Below are 21,222 nucleotides of genomic sequence, written 5' to 3'. Positions count from 1 at the left end.
CCTGCTTAAGGAACGTTTCAGTCCAGCCACGGCCCCGAATATCGGGGGCGACGGGAAGAGTATCCCGAGCAATTTTGCCACCTTGCCGTTTGGGAGGAACTGCCTGCCCTATGGACGATAAAATCACGAAAGCGCCGCAATCAGTTCACCGGCCATTCAGCTATGCTGATCGATGATCAGCCTGAGATTTCAATGGTTTTGCCGAAAGGTCGAGCAATGGCTACGCGCATCTACGGAACGAACTACGCCGACATCATCAAGCAGAACGGCTATATCGCGATCGAGATCTACGCCTACGATGGCGACGACGACATCTACCTGAACCGGACTGACAGCTACGGCGGATACAATTTCGTCGATGCGGGCTACGGCAACGATCTCGTGGTGAACTCCTACGAAGGAGGCAACGACATTTACCTTGGTGGCGGCAACGACATCTATGTCGCCGACATTCGCGCACGCGATGCCAGCTCCTACGACATTGTCTATGGCGGCAGCGGCAATGACCGTTTCGAGATCGAAGGCTATGCGAGCGATTATTACGGCGAAAGCGGTAACGACACCTTCTTCTCAGTCGGCTTCAACAACTACTTCAACGGCGGCACGGGCACCGACACTATCAGCTACCAGTTCCAGGATGATTGGAGCGCGGAGCGCGGCAAGGGCGTGACGATCGACCTCGGCTATAACTATGCGACTACCGGCAGCGGTCGGCGTGAGGACCTCATCAGCATTGAAAACGCCACCGGCACGAATTACGGCCATGATGATATAACCGGCAGCGCCGTAGCCAACACCCTGCGCGGGCTCGGCGGCCACGACATTATCGAGGGCCTCGGCGGTAATGATGTTCTCGACGGCGGCAGCGGCGACGACGACCTTTATGGTGGCTCCGGCGCCGACATCCTGCGCGGCGGCACCGGCTTCGACTACCTGGTCGGCGGAACCGGCACCGACAGTTTCGATTTCAACTCAATCAGCGAATCGGCCGTAGGCAGCCGGCGCGATGTGATCACCGATTTCCATCGGTCGGAATTCGACGTCATCGATCTTTCCACAATCGATGCGGACACGACCTGGAGCGGAAACCAGAGCTTCACCTATATCGGCGGGAATGCCTTCTCGGGCGAGGCTGGAGAGCTCAACTTCCGCTCCGGAATCATCTCGGGCGACGTCAATGGCGATGGCTACGCTGATTTCCAGGTAAGGGTGAACGGCGCCACGAGCCTCAGGGTCGACGATTTCTTCCTTTAACTGCGATCAAGTCTATCAGCCTCGAGCAGTCAACAGCAGGTACATAGACGCTCCGAGACCATTAGTCGTGGCCGCCTCTGAAGGCGATCTCGATGCTATGGAAAAGCTTACAAAGCAGGGCTTCCCGATGATCAAGCATGTCGGGCGCAACATCAGTCCGATTGCTGAACTGGAAGAGCCTCGGTTCGAGACGGCCGCGACCTACGGGCGGTGACCGGCTATAGAAGCACCGGGGTCATCATGTTAAGGGTGATGACCCCGTCCATATCCCGCGTTTATACCTTGAACTGGCAGAACGGCGAGGCAAATTGAAGCCGCAGATTTAACGCACCAGTTGTATCATCCACGATCCCCACGGTAAGAATCCATATTTGAATCTGAACCGATTCGTCGGCTTTCAGGATGGGTCGCGGGGATTTCGGTGCACATTACAAAAGTGGTCATCAAAAACTACCGGTGCTTGCCGGACTCGACGATTGATCTCAATCCGAACCTGAACGTCATTGTCGGCGACAATGAATGCGGGAAATCGACCCTTCTGGAAGCAACACACCTTGCCTTGAGTGGGCAGATCAACGGCCGTGCTATTCAGGGGGAACTGCACCCTTACCTCTTCAATTCCAAGGTGGTCACCGAATACATCGCGGCCTTGCACAAGAAGTATGTCGGTCCGCCGCCTCCGATTCTGATCGAGCTATATTTCTCGGACAATCCCGACCTGACGAAGCTGAAAGGACGGATAAACTCCCTGAAGCTTGACGTTCCAGGCGTCAGAATGCTGATCGAATTCAACGAAGGCTACCGGGCTGAGTATGAGGACTATATCGCCGATCCCTCGCTCATTCGAACGGTTCCAGTAGAGCATTACATTGTCCGGTGGCGCGATTTCGCCGACAACGATGTGACAGCACGATCTATTCCGGTTCGACCCAGCTACATCGACGCGAGCACCCTGCGGAACAACGGTGTTGCTAATCGATATGTCCTGGATGTGGTCAAGGACAGCCTGACGCGTGAGGAGCAGGTCAGTCTCGCTCTCTCATATCGGCAGATGAAAGATCGCTTCCTCGCCGACCCTAAGGTGGCAGCGATCAATTCAGGTCTTGAAGCGAAGAAAGGGCATGTTTCTGACAAGGCGATCACCGTGTCGCTCGACAGTTCGGCTCGGGCAAGCTGGGAGTCAGGTGTGATGCCGCACCTTGATGAGATTCCGATGACGCTTGTTGGCAAAGGTGAACAAAGCTCCGTCAAAATCAAGCTAGCCCTGGATGTTGCGGACAGCTCCCACGTTTTCTTGATCGAGGAAGCTGAGAACCATCTTTCATTTACAAATCTCGCAAGCTTGATCGCTCATATCGCCGCCAAACGCGGAGACCGGCAGCTCCTGATAACCACCCACAGCAGCTACGTGATGAACAAGCTTGGAGTCGATTCGGTTTTGATGTTCATGAACGGCATCGCAACCAAGCTAACCGCGCTCGACCCGAATACCCGGGATTACTTCCTGAAACTGCCGGGCTACGACACGCTTCGACTGGTGCTATCAAAGCGCGCGATCTTGGTTGAAGGGCCTTCCGATGAGCTAATTGTGCAGAAGGCCTTTCATCGAAGGCACGGAAAGATGCCCATTGAGGCGGGCGTCGATGTCATCAGTGTCAGCTCTCTCGCATTCAAACGCTTTTTGGAAATCGCTGACATATTGAATACCAAGGTCGACGTGGTGACCGACAACGATGGGGACGTGGCTCGGCTGCAGCAAAAATACGCCGATTATCTCAAGCATAAACACATCGCAGTTCAGTACGACCCGACGAGAATGCGAGGACATTGGAGCCCCAACTTCTCAAGGCCAATGACCGGGCTGTGTTGAATGATATCCTGGGCACCACGTACACCACGGATGAAGACCTGCTGAAGTTCATGCAGAATAACAAAACCGAGGTCGCTCTACGGCTTTTTGAAACCGATAAAGCGTGGAACGTACCGGAGTATATCAACCGTGCGGTCGCCTAACCGGATCGTCATTGCCGCTGCAGGTGGTGGAAAGACAACACGCATCGTTGACGAGGTGCTGGCCGACAAGTCGGTCCGGTCGGCAATCATCACCTACACCAGAAACAACGTTCGCGAGATTCAGGCCACGTTCTATCAGCGTGGGCAAGCCATCCCGCCCCATGTGGAAATAATTCCCTGGTACACCTTCCTTCTGCGAGAAATGGCTCGGCCGTACAGGAACCACAAATACGGAAAACGCATCGACGGGATTTTTTGGACAGAGACGACCGTCGACCGGTTTGCTCCCAAATCGGACGCTGGTCGCTATTATTTCGGCAATTCGTCGAACATCTACTCGAACAAGCTCGCGGAGTTCGTCTGCGACTGTAACGCGATATCCGACAACGCGATCGTGCGTCGGTTGGAGCAGCGCTTTGAACGCGTCTATATCGACGAAATTCAGGATTTCGCTGGATACGACCTCGACATCCTCGAACTACTGCTCAGGTCCAATCTTGAGGTGGTTCTTGTAGGCGATCCCCGACAATCCACCTTCACGACCAACAATGCCAATCGTCACAAAGGCTTTCGCGGACCCGATATCATCAAGAAATTTCGGGAGTGGGAGAAAAAGAAGCTCGTTGAACTGCAGCGTCAGGTCGAGACGCACCGGTGCAACCAAATGATTGCAGACCTAGCCGACAGCTTCTATCCCGACCACGAAAAGACACGGTCGCGAAACAAGGACATGACCGGTCATGACGGCGTGTTTTCGATAAAGACAGGTCACGTTACCGAGTACATCAACAAGTTTAAGCCGCAGGTCCTACGATTATCTGTGAAAACGGAATGCGCTGGTTTTCCAGCCCTGAACTTTGGAGAGTCGAAGGGTATGACTTTCGACCGAATACTAATATTCCCGCATAAGAAGGCGCAGAAATGGCTGAAGACGGGAGACTATGAGCTTGTGAGCGGTGTCAAACCCGAGCTGTATGTCGGAGTTACCAGGGCCCGCTACAGCGTGACATTCGTGTACGACGGAACTTCAGCTCTAAAAGAGATCGTCCCACACTAAGGCATGTCGCGGTAGTCCTGAAGGAGCGCGCTAATCCGTTGGTGGACTGCTGCGTTTCGCCAACTGAGCATTGGGGTCATTGTCGTCGCCTGTTCGAGTCCAGTTCAGCGATGTTGAGCCACGCCGTCAGGCGATGTCGGCGAAGACGTTGAGCCGACCTTGCTGCACAAGCAGCCCTATTGCCTGTAGTGTTCGATTTCTTGCAACACTGCTTCTACGAACCCTGCTTGCAGCCCAAGATAAGCCAATCGACATTCTGCGGTCGCAGCGATTTCTGGAGCCACCTCTCTTAGAATTTTTGCTAAGCCTAGTCGAAGTTGCTGTGTTGTGCGACTCCGGTCTGTGGTCCGTCGCAAGGATTGCGCTTCGTCAAAGAGTTGCCCAATGATGTACGGCTTATGCGGTCGCTCATTCCTGACCGAGAGAGTCAGGTCCGGTTCCTGCATACCTAAGGGTCCAAAGCTGAAAAGAAAGTTTGAATAAAATTCATACCCTGGTGGCAAAAGCATTTTTAAGTCTCCCAGTTTACGAGTGCATCGAACCTGGGCCTGAAAGACACCAATTTGCTAAATGTGGTTGTAAAAAATTCGCTCAAGCAACTGGGGCCGGTCAGTTGTAGAGACTACCTCAGTCTGAAAAGAGCTTTTGGTAAATTCAGACAAACTAAAGCCAAAACTAGAGGTCTGAAGGTAGCGTCTAAATTCGCCGCGAAACATCGTTGGCTTGCATGCGACTGTCAGGGCGAGACAGCTCGCCCACCAATTTTACACCCTCATGCAAAGAACGGAATACAACGCGAGCCTTACGCACGAAATTTCCCTCACGCAGAACACTGTGAATTTGCGAAATATCCTTAGCAACAGTCTTGGCCCAGGACACTCCGAGGGTAATCAGAGCGTATGCACATCCTTGCCTAGGAAAAACCCATTTTGCTCTCGTTGACAGTGCGCTGGAGAAGGCAACCTTAGACCAGGTAATTGATTGCAAAACATACCTCGAAACATTCGGCCTCGAAGTCAAATCTTGAAGCCGCTATCCGACATGGGGCCGCGTCTCCCGACAGAGCGGCCGGTATGCATTCCCGACTTCGTTGTTAGTGCCCAAGGACCACTAGTATTGAACTCCACTGTCGTCGTTGAGACCATGGGTTACGATACAAAGGCCTATCGGAGCCGAAAACGCGAGATGAAAAAGTGGTTCCGGATGATCGGTGGAACAGGCAAGTATGGTACTCCGATTGTTGAGCACGACCGGTCTGGGGAAACGGATGAGACAGAGATCGCCAGTATAGACTCAAAACTTTGGACGAAATTGCGCAACAACCTGTCCACTGCGCGTGGCCCCCGAAGGAAAAAGCCTGAACCCGGAGGCTGAAGCTGCTTGCCAGTGGGCAGCAGATTAGGACCATCGGTCAGAGCTTTGAGAAGGCACCAAGGCTTGAAAGCATTCATTCAGGTGAAGTTGATGGGCCCAGGTCTGACACGTTGAACAGACCTCTCAGATTGCGACCGTGTGTTACTTTTCGGCAGCCAACTCAATCAAAAGCTCGTCGATCTCGTCAAATCCAAGTCCGTCCAGATCGAGTTGCGCTATCTGTTGAAGGGCATCGTGGCGATCCGCTGGAGCTTTCAGATGCCTTGCCAGCCGCTCTGCTAGGGGCAATGGAATGCCAGCCTCATCGACTTGTTTCATCCACGCTGGCCGGAACCAGCTTTCCAATGACGCGATATACGGCCCATAGTTCGCGTCCTCTCGGGGCTCATTCATCAGGACCAGTGCTTCAATCGCGGCGAGCGACCTGGGAAATGCGAATTCGCATGCCTGGAGGAAGCGGAAAGCGTCATCCACGCCCTTCCCTTTATCATTTGGAGAGAAAGTCCGCTCGAACCAGCGAAGGAACTTCGGCAACGTTGAAATCTTCTGAAGCTGCGCCCATGTCCAAGCAACCTGCTTCCCACTGCCCATGCCAAACTGATCGCCTCTAGCTCTGGCGGTTATGACAGCAATCTCGGCGACCTCGATCCTTTGCTCCTTATTAGGGAAGCCCTTCCATATCAGTAAGGCGGGATCGTTCTTTAGAGTTTGTTGGATGCGGTCATTTGCTGCAACGAGGTTGTCGACCCCAAGAGCCCCATGCTCTTTGAGGACAGCGATTGACAGTCCTGTGGTGGCGCGCAGTTGGTCCTTTCTAGTTTTACCCGCAGGCGGCAGCTCGTCGTTCTCGATGTTCATGAGGATGTAGTCTGACGACGAAGCGGGGTCGGAAAGAACCGGTATCTCTACATTGGTTTCCACGACTTCTGGCGGGGTGTAGTAAAGGAACGCTCGCCCGACGAAGTGTCTCATCATCCGGCCTACACGTCCGCGAATGTTGGCGAACGAGAAGAAGTCTAGATCGGCCCGGTGGTTGATTTTTTTGTCGAAAATGAAAACGTTGGCCGCTGACGTGTTCACACCTTCCACCAGCGTGGACGTGCAGATGAGGATTTTGATCATGCCACGGTCAAAAAGCTGGATGAAGAGCTGACCGAGAGAACGAGGAAGCCTTCCATGGTGGACAGCGATTGCTTTTTCGGTACCCTCTCCCACTGGCCAGGACTTATGATAATTCTCAGCAATCCAGGTCTTCAGCAGCGTTCCAATGCGGCTATCTGTCCCTAGCTTCGCTGCAATAAATTCCTTCATAAGATTTTGAGCTGAGCCAGGAGTTGCCGTAAAGACGATGGAGCTTTCATCTGCGACACCGGCCAAATCAGCCAAGAGCGCATCCTTTTTGTCCTCACGAGCCGACCGGTCAAAGATATTGACCGATACGGTTCGGTAATCTGTCTGTACGAAGCGGAAACTTCCTCTGTACTGATCACCCAAGAGGATGTTTTTGATGTGAGGCCCTGCCATAAAGCACTGCGCTGATTTCGGTAGCGCGCGATAGAGCGCGATGTTCAGGTTCTCGTATCTGTCATCTTTGCGTGTGGGATCGAGCTTGTAGAACTCATCGACGAAAAGCAGATCGATTTTCTTGACGTCTTTTCGTTGCAAGAACCGTTCCTGCGTAAGAACGAAAATCGTTGGGACGGTGGGATCGTAACCATCAGTCACGGTCGTGATGATATCATATCTGTCGCTAAAGCGCCGGGTGAGACGCCGTCGCGTTTCATCGATCAGCGCAATTGTCGGCAACAGCATCACAACCGTGTGTGGCGACTTGTACGTGAGAAACGCATCGACGAGCATGCTTTTGCCAAAGCTTGTCGGAGCGCTCAATATGACATTGTCGCCCGCCAGCAGGTGGAGCAAAATCTCCATTTGCTTGGAGTGCAGGTAAAGCTTCTCGTCAAGTTGGACAGCATGGGCCTCAATGACGGCTTGGCCGAATAGGCTGAACTTCTCGCCGTCAACGTAAGGATACAGTCCACACTCCTCGGCCAGCATCTCCACGACGTTGAGGCAGTCTTTAGGGATTTGACCCTGGCGGCGGGCCTCCAGAAGGCGGATCGATATTTCAAGTGCTGCGTCGTCCTCGCGGTCCGAGGAATCTGCAAGCAGGCTTCCTGCGCTGGCCATTGCGTCGAAAATGTCGTCGGCACTTAACATTGCCGCTGGCTCCAGCGTGCGCAAACGTTCCAAAATCGTCATAGAAAGGCCTCAAGCTTTTTGTCGAAACTGTCGATCACTGCTTTCTTGTCGTTCATTGGCACGAACATCAGCACGAAACGGGCGGTCAGGCCCGCTGCTTTGTCAGCGAAATAACCCCGCAGCTTCTCCGCTTCGGCCTTTAGTTCAGCGGTGTATTTCGCCGAAAGAACCTTATGAGAGGCCACTGTGTCGCTGTTGTACGCGATCAAAATTGGAAAAACCGCCCGCTTTAGCAGCTCATCCTTGGATGTTTGGGGCTTGAAGGCTTTTTTAACGGCTTCCCTGTTGGGAACTCCTTCCGCGACGTGACCTAGAATCATGGTCTTTTCCATGTCGAGAAAGGCCGGGAGGAGGTGCTCTTTGACTGATTTGACAGCGTCCTGGATTCCGCGCAAGGGATCGGAGTAAAACTTCGATTCTCCGAGCCAGATTTCGAAATCGTCGCCTTTCGGCAGGATATGAACGCCGTCAAACCCCTTCACCGTGTCATTGGAAGAGGTCTTGAGCACGAGCTTACACAACACCGGAGAGGTGCCGAAGTGTAAGATGCACGCTAAATGGAAAATAAGCTCGCCAATTTCGCCTCGGCTCGCCGTCTTCTTCGTATTGTAGATGTGTGCAGCGGCGAGCTGGAGCATCTCGACAAAATTACTGGCTCCGAACGCTAGCTGGTTTTCCTGGCTTAACGCCGCAAACGGCAACCATTGGAAGAGGTGATCAGCAAACGGTTTCGCCCGCCAATGGTCGCTGTCATAACCTGCACATAGTGCGGAGAAAGGCGGCAGGTTGATACAGTCTGCGCGGACTGCCAGAAATTTATCGGGATATTTCAGCATTTTCTGCCGCGCCGCCTCAACCTTGCATAGAATCAGTCAAAAAAACTCTATCTAGTTCATCCGCATTCACAACAACTCGCGGCAAGATTAACGTGGAAAGACATGCGGGCTAAGTATCCGCAAGCAAGGCGATCTCAAACAGGTTTTAATACAGCCAAGAGCGCGAAGACGAGTTGTCTGAAAGCAGAACCGCCAGGATGTGGATTGCAATGATCTGGAGTGTGAAGTGACCGCAGTTCTTTGACGGTGCCACGCTTGCGGCAGTTGCGGCGGTGGTCACGCTATGCGAAGAGACCGATTCTCACCCGTTGATTCGATCAATCGCAAAGGATCGTCGTTTCAATCAACGGATGAGTCGGGCTATATGGTTGGCGACCCCTGCAGGACTCGAACCTGCGACAACCTGCTTAGAAGGCAGGTGCTCTATCCAGCTGAGCTAAGGGGCCGTCTCAGCACGTGAGCCTCAATGGGTCCAGGGCTGCATCCGGTTGAAGCGGAAATTGTCCGAATAGGAAACATTCTTGCGAGCCGCATCCTTGGGCGCGATCACGCGATACTCGATGCCGTTGCGCTCGGCATAGGCGATCGCCTGCTCAGCACTCTCGAAGGTCAGGCGAACCTGCTGCCGCGTGTCGGCGGAACTCGTATAGCCCATGATCGGGTCGATCGTGCGCGGTCTCTCCTGATCGAACTCCAGCACCCACAGATGCGTCTTGGCCTTGCCGGACTGCATTGCTGTCTTTGCGGGACGATAGATCTTCGCGGACATTGTTTCGAACGGCTCCCGTTGACCAAGAGATCAATGTTTTCACGTGATTGGATGGTCGGAGTGGAGAGATTCGAACTCCCGACCCTCTGGTCCCAAACCAGATGCGCTACCAGACTGCGCTACACTCCGCACCACGAAGGCGGAGATACACGCTTCGCCCTGCTGCTGCAACAGCAAATTTCGCGGCTGACGCGGAGCCGGCGGATGCTTCAGTTCGCCCGCTTCGTCGCCGGAAGTCCCGCGCCTTCGAGCCTGTCCCCGGGGCTGACGCCGAGCCGCTTCACGGTTCCGGCGTTAAGCTCGAGCACATAGGCCACGGGTTCCCTGGAATCGATAATCGCTTCGGAATGCGGAACCGCGTTCTCGTGGATGGTGCGGATCGTGCCGTCACTTGCGATGAAAAGCATGTCGAGCGGCAGATAGGTGTTCTTCATCCACATCATCACCGGCCGCGTCTCGCCGAAATCGAACAGCATGCCGTGATCCGGCGCCATCTGCCGGCGATACATCAGCCCCTGCTCGCGCTGACTCGGGTCGACCGCGAGCTCCACCGTCAGATCATGCGTGCGTCCGCTCGCCGTTATCAGCCGCACCCGCTCCTTCGCAAAGGAAACCTCGGCCATGGCTGAGGCAACGAGCAGCAACAACAAAAAAAGCGCCGTCAGGGCGCTTCTTGCAGCTATGCCGACGACTCCGGACATCAGTGCGACCGCGTGGTCGGCGTCGGTCCGTCGGGATGGATCTCCGCAGCCATCAGGCCCTTCTCTCCGTCCCCGAAACGGCAGAGCACCACCTGGCCGGGCCTCAGCTCCGTCAGGCCGAAGCGGCGCAGCGTTTCCATATGCACGAAAATGTCTTCGGTGCCCTCCCCGCGCGTCAGGAAGCCGAATCCCTTGGTTCGGTTGAACCACTTCACGAGCACGCGCTCGAGACCGCTCGTCGGGGTGACTTGAACATGTGTTCTGACCGGTGGCAGCTGGGAGGGGTGAACGGCCGTCGATTGGTCCATCGAGAGTATGCGGAAGGCCTGGTAGCCACGATCCCGCTTCTGAATGAGAGCGACGACCCGGGCACCTTCCAGAACGGTCTGATATCCGTCGCGCCGGAGGCAAGTCACATGCAGCAAAACGTCCTGCATGCCGTTGTCCGGAACGATGAAGCCGAAACCCTTGGCAACGTCGAACCACTTGATAACGCCGGTAATTTCGATGAGATCAAGGGCGTCGTTGCCAAATTCGCCATTATGGATGACGTCTTTCGAAGATGTCCTGTCAGCCATTCTCGCAGCCCCTCGTTACGCGCAACACTTCGATACGGTTAACTGATTCTTATGGGCCAGAATAACATCGTCCCGCTGCGCGTGTGCAAGCCCCTCGACATATTTTGGCCTGAGACGTTTATAGGCACGCAGCCTTGCGTCTGGCTTGCCGTCGCCTCACTATACGCCATCTTCCACGAAACAGGGACATTCTCCAATGCGGTATCTGCATACAATGGTTCGCGTCAAAGACCTCGACCAGGCTCTTCATTTCTATTGCAAGCTTTTCGGGCTCCAAGAGATTCGCCGGTACGAGAACGAGAAAGGCCGCTTCACGCTCATCTTTCTCGCTGCCCCCGGCGATGTCGACCGCGCCAAGGATGAAGCCGCGCCCTGCCTGGAACTCACCTATAATTGGGATCCCGAGGAATATGCCGGCGGGCGGAACTTCGGCCACCTCGCCTACGAGGTCGACGATATCTACGCATTCTGCAAGCATCTGATGGACAACGGCGTGACGATCAATCGTCCGCCGCGCGACGGCCACATGGCCTTCGTCCGCTCGCCGGACGGCATCTCGATCGAGATCCTGCAGAAAGGCGAACACCTGGCGGCCCAGGAACCCTGGGCTTCGATGGCCAATACGGGGGTCTGGTAAGCCTCGCACAACTGCCACCGGCTAATCGTCAGCCGTCGCCGGCTCTGCCGAGCGGCGCGGCACTGGCCGGCGCAAGAGGATCAATAGAACAGCGGATGATCTTCAGGCCCGGCTATTGCCGGGCCTTCGCTTATATTTTGCGAAGCTGAAATAGGTTGGTGCAGGTTTACAAAACACGCGGCGTTCATTACCTTGCCGCGCAGACGTTGAAACGGGGCTCTGCTTCGTCGTCACTTGCGGGGAAAGCCCTATACTTGCCTGACCTTTCCCGTGGGGAGCCTAGTGCCCTCCGCGTGAAATTGTTGTGCCGTTCCGGACAGTATTCGGAACCGGGACGTGTTGTGTGCGCGGTGCAAAGCCACCCGCATGCACGGAGAGCGGGGAAAAGGCGTTGCAACATCTGGAACCAGGATACAGTCTCCTGACGATCGGACGCGCCGCGGCACTATCCGTATCGCTGCTGGCACTGGCCGGTTGTGTGTCGGCAGTCGCCGACAACGAGACAATCGGTCAGCTCAAATCCCAACAGGTGGCGGAAGCAGCGCCGGCGGCATCCCAGGAGACGATGCAAGACGGGCAAGAGCCTGCGCCTGGTGCCGGCACGACGGCGCAGGCGCCCGACGGCGCACCAGGCCAAAGCAGCGCCGCCATGCAGCCCGGCCTGGCCATGCAGGGCACTGCGCTGCGCGCGACATCATCGAGCATCTACGGGCAATCGCCAGCAGGCCCGTCCGGGGCAGCGCAGCCGGACCCAGGCAGCCAGCCGACGGCAACGCCGCCGGCCGGCGCATCACCGACCATGAATGCAAAGGCCAATAGCCTCTTCAGCAACGGGCAATCCGAGGCCCAACCGGTTATTCAACCGCAACAGGGCGCGGCAGGCGACGTTCCAGCGGCAAACGAAGCGATTTCCGCTGCAACTCCGGCAGCCACCGGCGAAAGCGATACGCCCGCGGCCGTTCCGTTGCCTTTGAGCGCGCAGGCCGCATTATCAGGCGCGACGGCGGCAGCCCTGCAGCCGGTCGAAGTCGCCTCGGGGACGCCGCCGGATGCCACCCAACCGGCAGGCCCCACCCAAGGCGAGAAAGAGACTCAAGAGACGAAGAAGACCTGGACCCTCGCAAGCCTGTTTGCGCCGAAACGCAGGGAAAAGCCGCGGTCCGACTCGATACGCGCTGTGCCGGCAGGCGAGAAGAAAACGATTACCGCAAACAATGCGGGACAGCCGCAGGTGGCTTCCCTCGCCTATACCTCACTGCCCGGCGTCAATATGAACCCGCTTTTCAGCATGGAACACGAAGCGCACGAGGCTGACGAGGACGACGCGCCCGTGGAAGTGGCGAACCTCTCCGGCCTTGCCCGACTCACGCCGAGCGGACTCATCCTGCAAACGGAGAAGGTGGAAACAGGCTGTTTCAAACCGGAGCTTCTCGATATCCTGAAGACGGTGGAGGGTCACTACGGCCGCAAAGTCATGGTCACCTCGGGCCTGCGCGCCATCAAGGTCAACCGCAAGCGCCAGTCTCTCCACACACGCTGCGAGGCGGCGGATATCCAGGTGGCGGGCGTCAGCAAATGGGAGCTCGCGAATTTCCTGCGCAACGTTCCCGGCCGCGGCGGCGTCGGCACCTACTGCCATACCAACTCCGTCCATATCGACATCGGCCCCCAGCGCGACTGGAACTGGCGCTGTCGCCGTCGCAAAGGCTGATCGGCGATCGCTACATTCAAACAAGGCCCGTCGTGGTCAGAGGCGATTTTTCCGAGAAAAAATGAAAACTGCCACTTGCGGGAATCCGAAGCCCTCTCTATAAGCCGCCTCGTCTTACAGCGACTTGCGTCTTATCGGAGGCACAAAGGTTGCTGCAGCAGGCGCCCATCGTCTAGCGGTCTAGGACGCCGCCCTTTCACGGCGGAAACACGGGTTCGATTCCCGTTGGGCGTGCCACTTCCCCCTCTTATACTTGTGGGTACTTCGCCTTGCGCGCGAATGAGACGCCTATGCTTTCCGTCACCATAGGAACGAGGTGACCTGCGCGAATCTCTTGCCGAAAAAACAAAATAATCGCCTCTCATCACTTGCATGAACCCGGTGCCGTCTCTATAAGCCGCCTTGTCTTACAGCGGCTTGCGCCTTTTCAGAGGTACAAAGGTTGCTGCAGCAGGCGCCCATCGTCTAGCGGTCTAGGACGCCGCCCTTTCACGGCGGAAACACGGGTTCGATTCCCGTTGGGCGTGCCATTCCACCTCTTTTCCATTTCATGTTTTTCATAGTATGGTGCTGATCGTCACTAGCAGGCGCCCATCGTCTAGCGGTTAGGACGCCGCCCTCTCACGGCGGTAACACGGGTTCGAGTCCCGTTGGGCGTACCAATTTCTTACCCTGAAAGCGCACCATTTCGCTTCCGAATAGCGCCTGCGTTTGCTCCCGATCTTTTTCCACGGAAAATCGAAATTTACCGCTCGCGGTCTCTTGCGAGAATCCGAAGCGCTCTCTATAAGCCGCCTTGTCTTACAGCGCGTGCGCCTTTCGGAGCACAAAACGCTGCAGCAGGCGCCCATCGTCTAGCGGTCTAGGACGCCGCCCTTTCACGGCGGAAACACGGGTTCGATTCCCGTTGGGCGTGCCATTCCTCTTCAAAGTCTTTAAGAGAATTTCATAAGAGGCTGATTCGGCTGGGAACCGCCGCGTCGGATCACGCCTCAGTTAGCCTTCGCCGCGTCCGTCACACGCAGTTGAACCTTGCGTGTCCCCTGCCACAGATCCGCTGACACGGAACCCGCAACATGAACGGTGGCGCCGCGGTTGCCTAGCAGGAAATCGCCGAGCGGCGTCTCCGCCGCGCGGAAGGCGATGCCTTCCATGCGGCTGCCGTCCTGCCCCTCGAGCGTCACCTTCACGTGGTTGGCCCCGACTTGGCGGCTATCCCGCAGCCGATGCTGCGGGAAGGCAAAGAGCGGTTGCGGATGGCCGGAGCCATATGGGCCCGCCTGGTCGAGAAGATCGACGAGGTCGAGCGTCGCCCCGGCGGCGGCCAGCGCGCCATCGACCTTCAGCGTTTGGACGGCGACGAGATCGCGAATGGCAGTTTCGGCGCGCTCTTCGAAGAATTGCCGAAGCTGGCCGAGCTTACCGCGCTCGACCGTCAGCCCGGCAGCCATTGCGTGCCCACCGCCTTTGACCAGCAGGCCGTTGTCGACGGCCGCACGGACGAGCCGCCCCATGTCGAAACCGTTGATCGAACGGCCGGATCCGGTTCCACGGCCGTTCGGATCGAACGCAATTGCAAAGGCCGGCCGGCGGAATTTCTCCTTTATGCGCGCCGCAATGAGACCGACGATGCCGGGGTGCCAGTTCTGCCTGGCTGTGACGATCACCGACGCGCCCTCGCCCGTTCCGTATTCCGCCAGCACCTCGGCTTCCGCCTCCGCAAGCATCGCCGCCTCCATCGCCTGGCGATCGCGATTGAGTTCATCGAGCTGGCTGGCGATGGCTTCCGCCGCCGCGGCATCGTCGAGGGTCAGCAGACGGCTGCCGAGCGCAGCGTCGCCGATACGCCCGCCGGCATTGATCCGCGGGCCAAGCAGGAAGCCGAGATGATAGGGGGTCACGGGTCCGCCGATCGCCGCCTTGCGCAAGAGTGCGGCAAGGCCCGCATTGCCCATGTGCCGTGCGGCAAGCAGTCCCTTGACGACATAGGCCCGGTTGAGACCCTTGAGCGGCACCACGTCGCAGACGGTCGCAAGCGCCACCAGATCGAGCAGCGACAGAAGGTCGAAGGATGCCGCGCGCGGGTCGCCCCTGAGGCGGAGCACGCGCAATGTATTGACGAGTACCAGATAGACGACGCCCGCGGCGCAGAGATGCCCCTGCCCCGACAGATCGTCCTCCCGGTTCGGATTCACCAGGGCGTGACACGGCGGCAGCACTGAGCCGACCTGATGGTGGTCGATGACCACGACATCGGTCCTGCGCTCAGCCGCCACCGCCAGCGCTTCATGGCTCGTCGAGCCGCAGTCGACCGTGACGATCAGTTCGGAGCCCCGATCGATCAATTGATCGATCGCCTGCGGGTTCGGTCCGTAGCCCTCGAAGATGCGGTCGGGAATATAGATCTCGGCCGTGATATCGAAATGCCGCAGGAAACGCGCCATGAGCGCGGATGAGGCCGCACCATCGACATCGTAGTCCCCGAAGATCACCACCTTCTCGCGGCGACGAATAGCATCCGCGAGTCGCTCGGCCGCCTTGCGGCCGTCGGTCAGGGTGTCGGGATCGGGCATCAGTGCGCGCAACGTGGGCTCGAGGAATGCCGCCGCGTCGTCCAGTCCGACGCCGCGTCCGGCAAGCACGCGGGCGATGAGTTCGGAATAGCCGTGGACCTGACTGATGGCCAGCGCACGGTTCTGGCCCGCCTGATCGAGGCGCGACACCCAGCGCTGACCGCTGACCGAGCGTTCAACGCCGAGAAATGCCCGCTGGATCGGATCCGCCAAAACGTCCATCTGTCTACCCGCCCGAAGTCCCTCCGTTCTTAACGAAGATTTCGGCACTGAAAAACCGGCGGGGGCGCAGTTCGGCCTGCAAGTCGCGAGTTGAAGCGGCTTCTCAACAGATTTGATGGGGACGCGCGGTCACCAGGCCTTCGGACGCTCGATCCGGATGACCTGCGGCTCGCCGACGAGATATCCCTCCCCCTTGATCGAGGCGATCGCCTTGCGCACGGAAGCCTCTGATGTCGCATGCGTGACGAGGATGATCGTCTTCGGCTCGGCCGGGTCGGCATAGTGCTTGGAATGCTGCATGATGGATTCCAGCGAGATGTCGTTCTCCGCCATGTGCTTCGCCACATTGGCGAAGACGCCGGTGCGGTCGACCACTTTCAACCGGATGAAGTAGCCGCCCTCATGGCTCTGCATCCGGGCGCGCTTATAGGGCAGCAGCGCCTTCGCCGGACGGCCGAATGCCGGCACGTGCTGCGCGCCGGGCCGGCTCTTGGCAATGTCGGCGATATCGCCAAGCACGGCCGATGCGGTCGCGTCCCCGCCGGCGCCCGGGCCCACCATCAGGAGCTCGCCAAGGATGTCGGATTCGATCGCAACCGCATTTGTCACCCCGTCGACCTGCGCGATGACGGTGTCGTGGGGTACCATGGTCGGATGGACGCGCTGCTCTATGCCGCTATCGGTTCGCTGGGCCACTCCGAGAAGCTTGATGCGGTAACCGAGGTCGGAAGCCGCCTGAATATCTTCGATCGAGATGTTGGTGATGCCCTCGAGATAGATGTCGTCGGCAGCAATCGCGGTGCCGAAGGCAAGGCTCGTCAGGATCGAGAGCTTGTGCGCGGTGTCGTTGCCCTCGATGTCGAAGGCCGGATCGGCCTCGGCATAGCCGAGACGCTGAGCCTCCTTGAGGCACTCCTCGAAGGAGAGCCCCTCCTTCTCCATTTTCGTCAGGATGTAGTTGCACGTGCCGTTCATGATCCCGTAGACGCGCGAGATCGTGTTGCCGGTCATCGACTCGCGAAGCGCCTTGATGACGGGAATGCCGCCGGCGACCGCAGCTTCGTAATTCAGAAGCGCGCCATGCTGCTCGGCAATTTCCGCCAGTTCGATACCATGTGCTGCCAGAAGCGCCTTATTGGCGGTCACCACATGAACGCCGCGCGCGAGCGCCGCCTTCACGCAGGAATAGGCCGGATCTCCGGCACCGCCCATCAGTTCGACAAAGACGTCGATGTCTGCTTCCGACGCCAGCGAAACAGCGTCCTCGAACCAGGCAATTCCCGCAAGCTTCACTCCGCGATCTTTCGACCGGTCCTTTGCCGCTACCGCCGTAATTTCGATCGCCCTGCCGCATGTGGTCGCCATCGTCTCTTGACGATCCTGGAGAATCCGCACGAGCGAGGCACCGACGGTCCCCAAGCCCGCAATGCCGATTTTGAGGGCATCTGCCATAGCAAGTTCCTAACACGTAGAGGCGCCCCGCCAGACCGGGCGGGGCAAATTGGGTGCGGAAACGGGCACAGCCCGGCTCCTTACCGATGTGCGTTGAGCGAGATGACGTTGTGCATCGTCTCGTCCGCCGAAGAAAGGAAGCGCTTGATGTTGCGCGCGGCCTGGCGGATTCGGTGTTCGTTCTCCACCAGCGCGAGACGAACATAGTCGTCCCCCTGCTCGCCGAAGCCGATACCCGGAGCAACGGCGACATCCGCTTTCTCGACGAGAAGCTTGGAGAATTCCAGCGAGCCGAGATGGCGGAACTTCTCGGGGATCTTCGCCCAGGCGAACATCGTCGCCGGCGGCGGCGGCACCTCGAAACCGGCCTTGCCGAAGCTTTCCACCATGACGTCGCGCCGCCGCTTGTAGATGGCGCGCACCTCGGCGATGTCGCTGCCGTCACCGTTCAGTGCCTGCGTCGCCGCCACCTGGATCGGGGTGAATGCGCCGTAGTCCAGATAGGACTTCACGCGCGTCAACGCCGCGATCAGTCGTTCGTTGCCGACGGCAAAGCCCATGCGCCAGCCGGGCATGGAGAAGGTCTTCGACATCGACGTGAATTCGACGGTCACATCGGTCGCACCCGGCACTTCCAGAACCGAAGGCGGCGGTGCGTCGTCGAAGTAGATCTCCGAATAGGCGAGATCCGACAGCACGATGATGTCGTGCTTCTTCGCAAAGGCGATGACATCCTTGTAGAAATCGAGCGTGGCGACCTGCGCCGTCGGATTGGACGGGTAATTGAGGATCAGCGCCAGCGGCTTCGGGATCGAGTGCCGGACCGCACGCTCGAGCGGCGGGAAAAAGCTCTCGTCCGGCTCGACCGAAATCGAGCGGATGACACCGCCTGCCATCAGGAATCCGAAGGCGTGGATCGGATAGGTCGGATTCGGGCAAAGGACCACGTCGCCGGGTGCGGTGATGGCCTGCGCCATGTTGGCGAAGCCTTCCTTGGAGCCGAGGGTCGCGACGACCTGCGTCTCGGGATTGAGCTTGACGCCGAAGCGGCGTGCATAATAGGCGGCCTGCGCACGGCGCAGCCCGGGAATGCCCTTCGATGACGAATAACGATGCGTCCGCGGGTCCTGGACGACTTCGCACAGCTTGTCCACGATGGACTGCGGGGTCGGAAGATCCGGATTGCCCATGCCGAGGTCGATGATGTCAGCACCGGCCGCTCGCGCGCTAGCTTTCAAACGGTTGACCTGTTCGAAAACGTAGGGCGGCAAACGCCGGACTTTATGAAACTCTTCCATCTCCAGACCTCATTTGGCGCGCGTCTTTGCCAGCCCTTGGGCTCTTCGCTCGACATGCGCGGGGTGAACGGCCGCCATCGCGGCCATTCAACGCTTTGCGGCCAAATCACGAGAAAGGCAAGCGCTAATTCTCGATCTGTTTCAGCGTGTCGGCACCGTGCTGCTCGGCCAGAAGCTGCAATTCCTTAAGGCGACGCTGATACTCGGCTTCGGAGATCGCGCCGGACCGGCGCTGTCCGGCAAGTGCGGTCAGCTGGCCCTGCATGTTCAGCGCCTCCTCACTGGTCATCTGCTGCATGGCGGCGGGCTTCTGACCGTAAACAGAGGGATAGGTGGCAAGGTCCGCCGTCGAGTTGCAGCCCGCGAGCACGCCTGCGAGAATCAGTGCGGACATCCAAGAAAGCGAACGCTGTTTTCCGACGGCAAGCATGCTGGCGATGACCTCTGTTTCTGCGGCGCGACGATGCGCTACAGCGCCGCGCGTCTCCTGGGACGCGCAAAGGTCGCCGTAGCACTTTGATCTGCTGCATGTTTTTGTCCTTCGACCGGCTACGATCAAGGGAACATGCAGTAGCCCTTGTAATCATTTTCGGGCAGAATGTAAAAATACAAAACAAACAAGATGCTGTGGAGGACGCCGGGTGACAGCAGAGAAGGCTGAGGGCGCTACGGGCTTTGCCGGCTTCGACCCGAAATCGGTCGAGCCTTACATCGTCAAGGATCCCGAAAGCCTGGCCATCAACATGGCTCGCGCGGCAGAGCAGCTCGGAAAAGCCGCTTCCGCATGGCTCGCCCCCCGCGAAGCGGGCGAGAAGACGGATAGTTTCGCCGAGCCGGTCTCCGACATGGTCAAGACCCTCTCCAAGGTCTCGGAATACTGGCTCTCCGACCCCCGGCGGACACTCGAAGCCCAGACCCATCTTCTCGGCAGCTTCTTCGATATGTGGTCGCGGACACTCCAGCGCATGGCAGGCGACGCCGTGGAGGACCCGGCCAACCTTCAGCACAACGACAAGCGCTTCGCCGACGAAGACTGGGTGAAGAACCCGTTTTTCGATTTCATCCGCCAGGCCTACTTCGTCACCTCCGACTGGGCGGAGCGCATGGTGAGGGACGCCGAGGGCCTTGATGATCATACCCGTCACAAGGCGGCCTTCTACGTTCGCCAGATTGCCAGCGCTCTTTCCCCGACCAACTTCATCACGACGAATCCGCAGCTCTATCGCGAGACCGTGGCGTCGAGCGGCGCCAATCTCGTGAAAGGCATGCAGATGCTGGCGGAAGACATAGCCGCCGGGCGCGGCGAGCTTCGGCTCCGCCAGACGGACACCAGCAAGTTCGCCATCGGAGAGAACATCGCGATCACTCCGGGCAAGGTGATCGCCCAGAACGATGTCTGCCAGGTGCTGCAATACGAGGCGAGTACCGAGACCGTGCTGAAGAGGCCGTTGCTCATTTGCCCGCCCTGGATCAACAAATTCTACGTGCTTGACCTCAACCCGGAGAAGTCCTTCATCAAATGGGCTGTCGACCAGGGTCAGACGGTCTTCGTCATCTCCTGGGTAAACCCGGACGAACGCCATGCCTCCAAGGACTGGGAAGCTTATGCACGCGAAGGCATAGGCTTCGCGCTTGATATCATCGAGCAGGCAACCGGCGAGCGCGAAGTCAATTCCATCGGCTATTGCGTCGGCGGGACGCTGCTTGCCGCCACCCTGGCGCTCCATGCCGCCGAAGGCGACGAACGCATTCGCTCCGCGACGCTCTTCACCACGCAGGTGGATTTCACCCACGCCGGCGATCTCAAGGTTTTCGTGGACGACGACCAGATCCGCCACCTCGAGGCCAATATGAGCGCCACCGGCTACCTCGAAGGCTCGAAGATGGCGTCGGCCTTCAACATGCTCCGGGCTTCGGAACTGATCTGGCCCTATTTCGTCAACAATTACCTCAAGGGCCAGGATCCCCTGCCCTTCGACCTGCTTTACTGGAACTCCGATTCGACGCGGATGCCCGCGGCCAACCACTCTTTCTATCTGCGCAACTGCTATCTGGAAAACCGGCTCTCCAGGGGAGAGATGATGCTTGCCGGCCGCCGCGTATCCCTCGGCGACGTCAAGATTCCCATCTACAATCTCGCTACGAAGGAGGACCACATCGCGCCGGCGAAATCCGTGTTCCTCGGCAGCAGCAGCTTCGGCGGCAAGGTGACCTTCGTGCTCTCCGGCTCCGGGCACATCGCCGGTGTCGTCAACCCTCCGGCCCGAAGCAAGTATCAATACTGGACGGGAGGGGCGCCGAAGGGCGACATCGAGACCTGGATGGGTAAAGCGAAGGAGACGGCCGGGTCCTGGTGGCCGCATTGGCAGGGTTGGGTCGAACGGCTCGACAAACGCAGGGTTCCGGCGCGGAAGGCCGGAGGTCCGCTCAATTCCATCGAGGAAGCGCCCGGCTCCTACGTGCGCGTGCGCGCCTGACCGCAACG

Annotated in this window: 17 protein-coding genes and 6 tRNA genes; 12 read left to right on the top strand and 11 right to left on the bottom strand. The window is 58.1% G+C overall.

The features are described from left to right. Positions 1 to 216: 216 nt before the first annotated feature. The 5 genes from M1D43_RS04585 to M1D43_RS04565 all read left to right on the top strand — a co-directional run bounded on the left by M1D43_RS04585 (position 217) and on the right by M1D43_RS04565 (position 5,698). Positions 217 to 1,254 (top strand): calcium-binding protein, encoded by a 1,038-nt coding sequence (locus tag M1D43_RS04585; RefSeq protein WP_015007578.1) that lies wholly within the window; start codon positions 217 to 219, stop codon positions 1,252 to 1,254. Between the two features lie 421 nt (positions 1,255 to 1,675). Continuing rightward, a complete protein-coding gene (locus M1D43_RS04580) occupies positions 1,676 to 3,124 on the top strand; it encodes an ATP-dependent nuclease (protein WP_498814116.1) in 1,449 nt (482 codons plus the stop codon). 129 nt (positions 3,125 to 3,253) lie between these two features. Further along, positions 3,254 to 4,324 (top strand): UvrD-helicase domain-containing protein, encoded by a 1,071-nt coding sequence (locus M1D43_RS04575; protein WP_318853861.1) that lies wholly within the window; start codon positions 3,254 to 3,256, stop codon positions 4,322 to 4,324. 572 nt (positions 4,325 to 4,896) lie between these two features. Then, complete coding sequence (locus tag M1D43_RS04570) at positions 4,897 to 5,181, top strand: DUF8534 domain-containing protein (RefSeq protein ID WP_488657381.1); 285 nt, start codon at positions 4,897 to 4,899, stop codon at positions 5,179 to 5,181. A gap of 184 nt (positions 5,182 to 5,365) precedes the next feature. Continuing rightward, on the top strand, positions 5,366 to 5,698 hold the full coding sequence (locus M1D43_RS04565) for a hypothetical protein (RefSeq protein ID WP_498814195.1): 333 nt from the start codon (positions 5,366 to 5,368) through the stop codon (positions 5,696 to 5,698). Positions 5,699 to 5,839: 141 nt separating this feature from the next. Here the strand turns inward: M1D43_RS04565 and M1D43_RS04560 are convergent, their stop codons facing one another. From M1D43_RS04560 to M1D43_RS04530, 7 genes are all read right to left on the bottom strand, one after another. Then, positions 5,840 to 7,960, bottom strand: coding sequence for a DEAD/DEAH box helicase (locus tag M1D43_RS04560; RefSeq protein WP_153314958.1), 2,121 nt, complete (start codon positions 7,958 to 7,960; stop codon positions 5,840 to 5,842). Beyond that, on the bottom strand, positions 7,957 to 8,796 hold the full coding sequence (locus M1D43_RS04555; RefSeq protein ID WP_153314956.1) for a HamA C-terminal domain-containing protein: 840 nt from the start codon (positions 8,794 to 8,796) through the stop codon (positions 7,957 to 7,959). Before M1D43_RS04555 ends, M1D43_RS04560 begins: the two co-directional genes overlap by 4 nt. A 369-nt stretch (positions 8,797 to 9,165) precedes the next feature. After that, a tRNA-Arg gene (locus tag M1D43_RS04550) sits at positions 9,166 to 9,242 on the bottom strand. Between the two features lie 17 nt (positions 9,243 to 9,259). Continuing rightward, entirely contained in the window at positions 9,260 to 9,565 is a 306-nt protein-coding gene (locus tag M1D43_RS04545) for an ETC complex I subunit (RefSeq protein WP_003530925.1), read from the bottom strand. 52 nt (positions 9,566 to 9,617) lie between these two features. Beyond that, positions 9,618 to 9,694 (bottom strand) — tRNA-Pro (locus M1D43_RS04540). A gap of 80 nt (positions 9,695 to 9,774) precedes the next feature. Then, positions 9,775 to 10,266: a DUF192 domain-containing protein gene (locus M1D43_RS04535; RefSeq protein WP_003530923.1), complete on the bottom strand. Its 492-nt coding sequence runs from the start codon at positions 10,264 to 10,266 to the stop codon at positions 9,775 to 9,777. Continuing rightward, positions 10,266 to 10,844, bottom strand: coding sequence for a cold-shock protein (locus tag M1D43_RS04530; protein WP_003530922.1), 579 nt, complete (start codon positions 10,842 to 10,844; stop codon positions 10,266 to 10,268). Before M1D43_RS04530 ends, M1D43_RS04535 begins: the two co-directional genes overlap by 1 nt. Before the next feature lie 196 nt (positions 10,845 to 11,040). Here M1D43_RS04530 and M1D43_RS04525 point away from each other — a divergent pair, with 196 nt between their 5' ends. From M1D43_RS04525 to M1D43_RS04500, 6 genes are all read left to right on the top strand, one after another. Next, positions 11,041 to 11,481, top strand: a complete 441-nt coding sequence (locus tag M1D43_RS04525; RefSeq protein WP_153314954.1) for a VOC family protein — start codon at positions 11,041 to 11,043, stop codon at positions 11,479 to 11,481. Between the two features lie 391 nt (positions 11,482 to 11,872). After that, positions 11,873 to 13,192, top strand: coding sequence for a D-Ala-D-Ala carboxypeptidase family metallohydrolase (locus M1D43_RS04520; RefSeq protein ID WP_498814114.1), 1,320 nt, complete (start codon positions 11,873 to 11,875; stop codon positions 13,190 to 13,192). A gap of 161 nt (positions 13,193 to 13,353) precedes the next feature. Beyond that, positions 13,354 to 13,429, top strand: a tRNA-Glu gene (locus tag M1D43_RS04515). Between the two features lie 217 nt (positions 13,430 to 13,646). Further along, positions 13,647 to 13,722, top strand: a tRNA-Glu gene (locus M1D43_RS04510). Positions 13,723 to 13,779: 57 nt separating this feature from the next. Next, positions 13,780 to 13,854, top strand: a tRNA-Glu gene (locus M1D43_RS04505). 181 nt (positions 13,855 to 14,035) lie between these two features. Next, positions 14,036 to 14,111 (top strand) — tRNA-Glu (locus M1D43_RS04500). Positions 14,112 to 14,184: 73 nt separating this feature from the next. Here M1D43_RS04500 and recJ read toward each other — a convergent pair. The 4 genes from recJ to M1D43_RS04480 all read right to left on the bottom strand — a co-directional run bounded on the left by recJ (position 14,185) and on the right by M1D43_RS04480 (position 19,167). Then, a complete protein-coding gene (gene recJ, locus M1D43_RS04495) occupies positions 14,185 to 15,987 on the bottom strand; it encodes a single-stranded-DNA-specific exonuclease RecJ (protein ID WP_127541505.1) in 1,803 nt (600 codons plus the stop codon). Positions 15,988 to 16,116: 129 nt separating this feature from the next. Continuing rightward, positions 16,117 to 17,439: a homoserine dehydrogenase gene (locus tag M1D43_RS04490; RefSeq protein WP_153314950.1), complete on the bottom strand. Its 1,323-nt coding sequence runs from the start codon at positions 17,437 to 17,439 to the stop codon at positions 16,117 to 16,119. An 80-nt stretch (positions 17,440 to 17,519) separates the two neighbouring features. Then, positions 17,520 to 18,737 (bottom strand): LL-diaminopimelate aminotransferase, encoded by a 1,218-nt coding sequence (locus tag M1D43_RS04485; protein ID WP_010969423.1) that lies wholly within the window; start codon positions 18,735 to 18,737, stop codon positions 17,520 to 17,522. 124 nt (positions 18,738 to 18,861) lie between these two features. Next, complete coding sequence (locus M1D43_RS04480) at positions 18,862 to 19,167, bottom strand: hypothetical protein (RefSeq protein WP_003537044.1); 306 nt, start codon at positions 19,165 to 19,167, stop codon at positions 18,862 to 18,864. Positions 19,168 to 19,378: 211 nt separating this feature from the next. On the opposite strand from M1D43_RS04480, the gene phaC reads away from it, so the two are divergent. Next, positions 19,379 to 21,214, top strand: a complete 1,836-nt coding sequence (phaC, locus tag M1D43_RS04475; protein WP_318853862.1) for a poly(3-hydroxyalkanoate) polymerase subunit PhaC — start codon at positions 19,379 to 19,381, stop codon at positions 21,212 to 21,214. Positions 21,215 to 21,222 lie beyond the last annotated feature (8 nt).

The organism is Ensifer sp. R1-3, from assembly GCF_056739175.1.
This window is presented reverse-complemented; position numbering and strand designations above follow the sequence as displayed.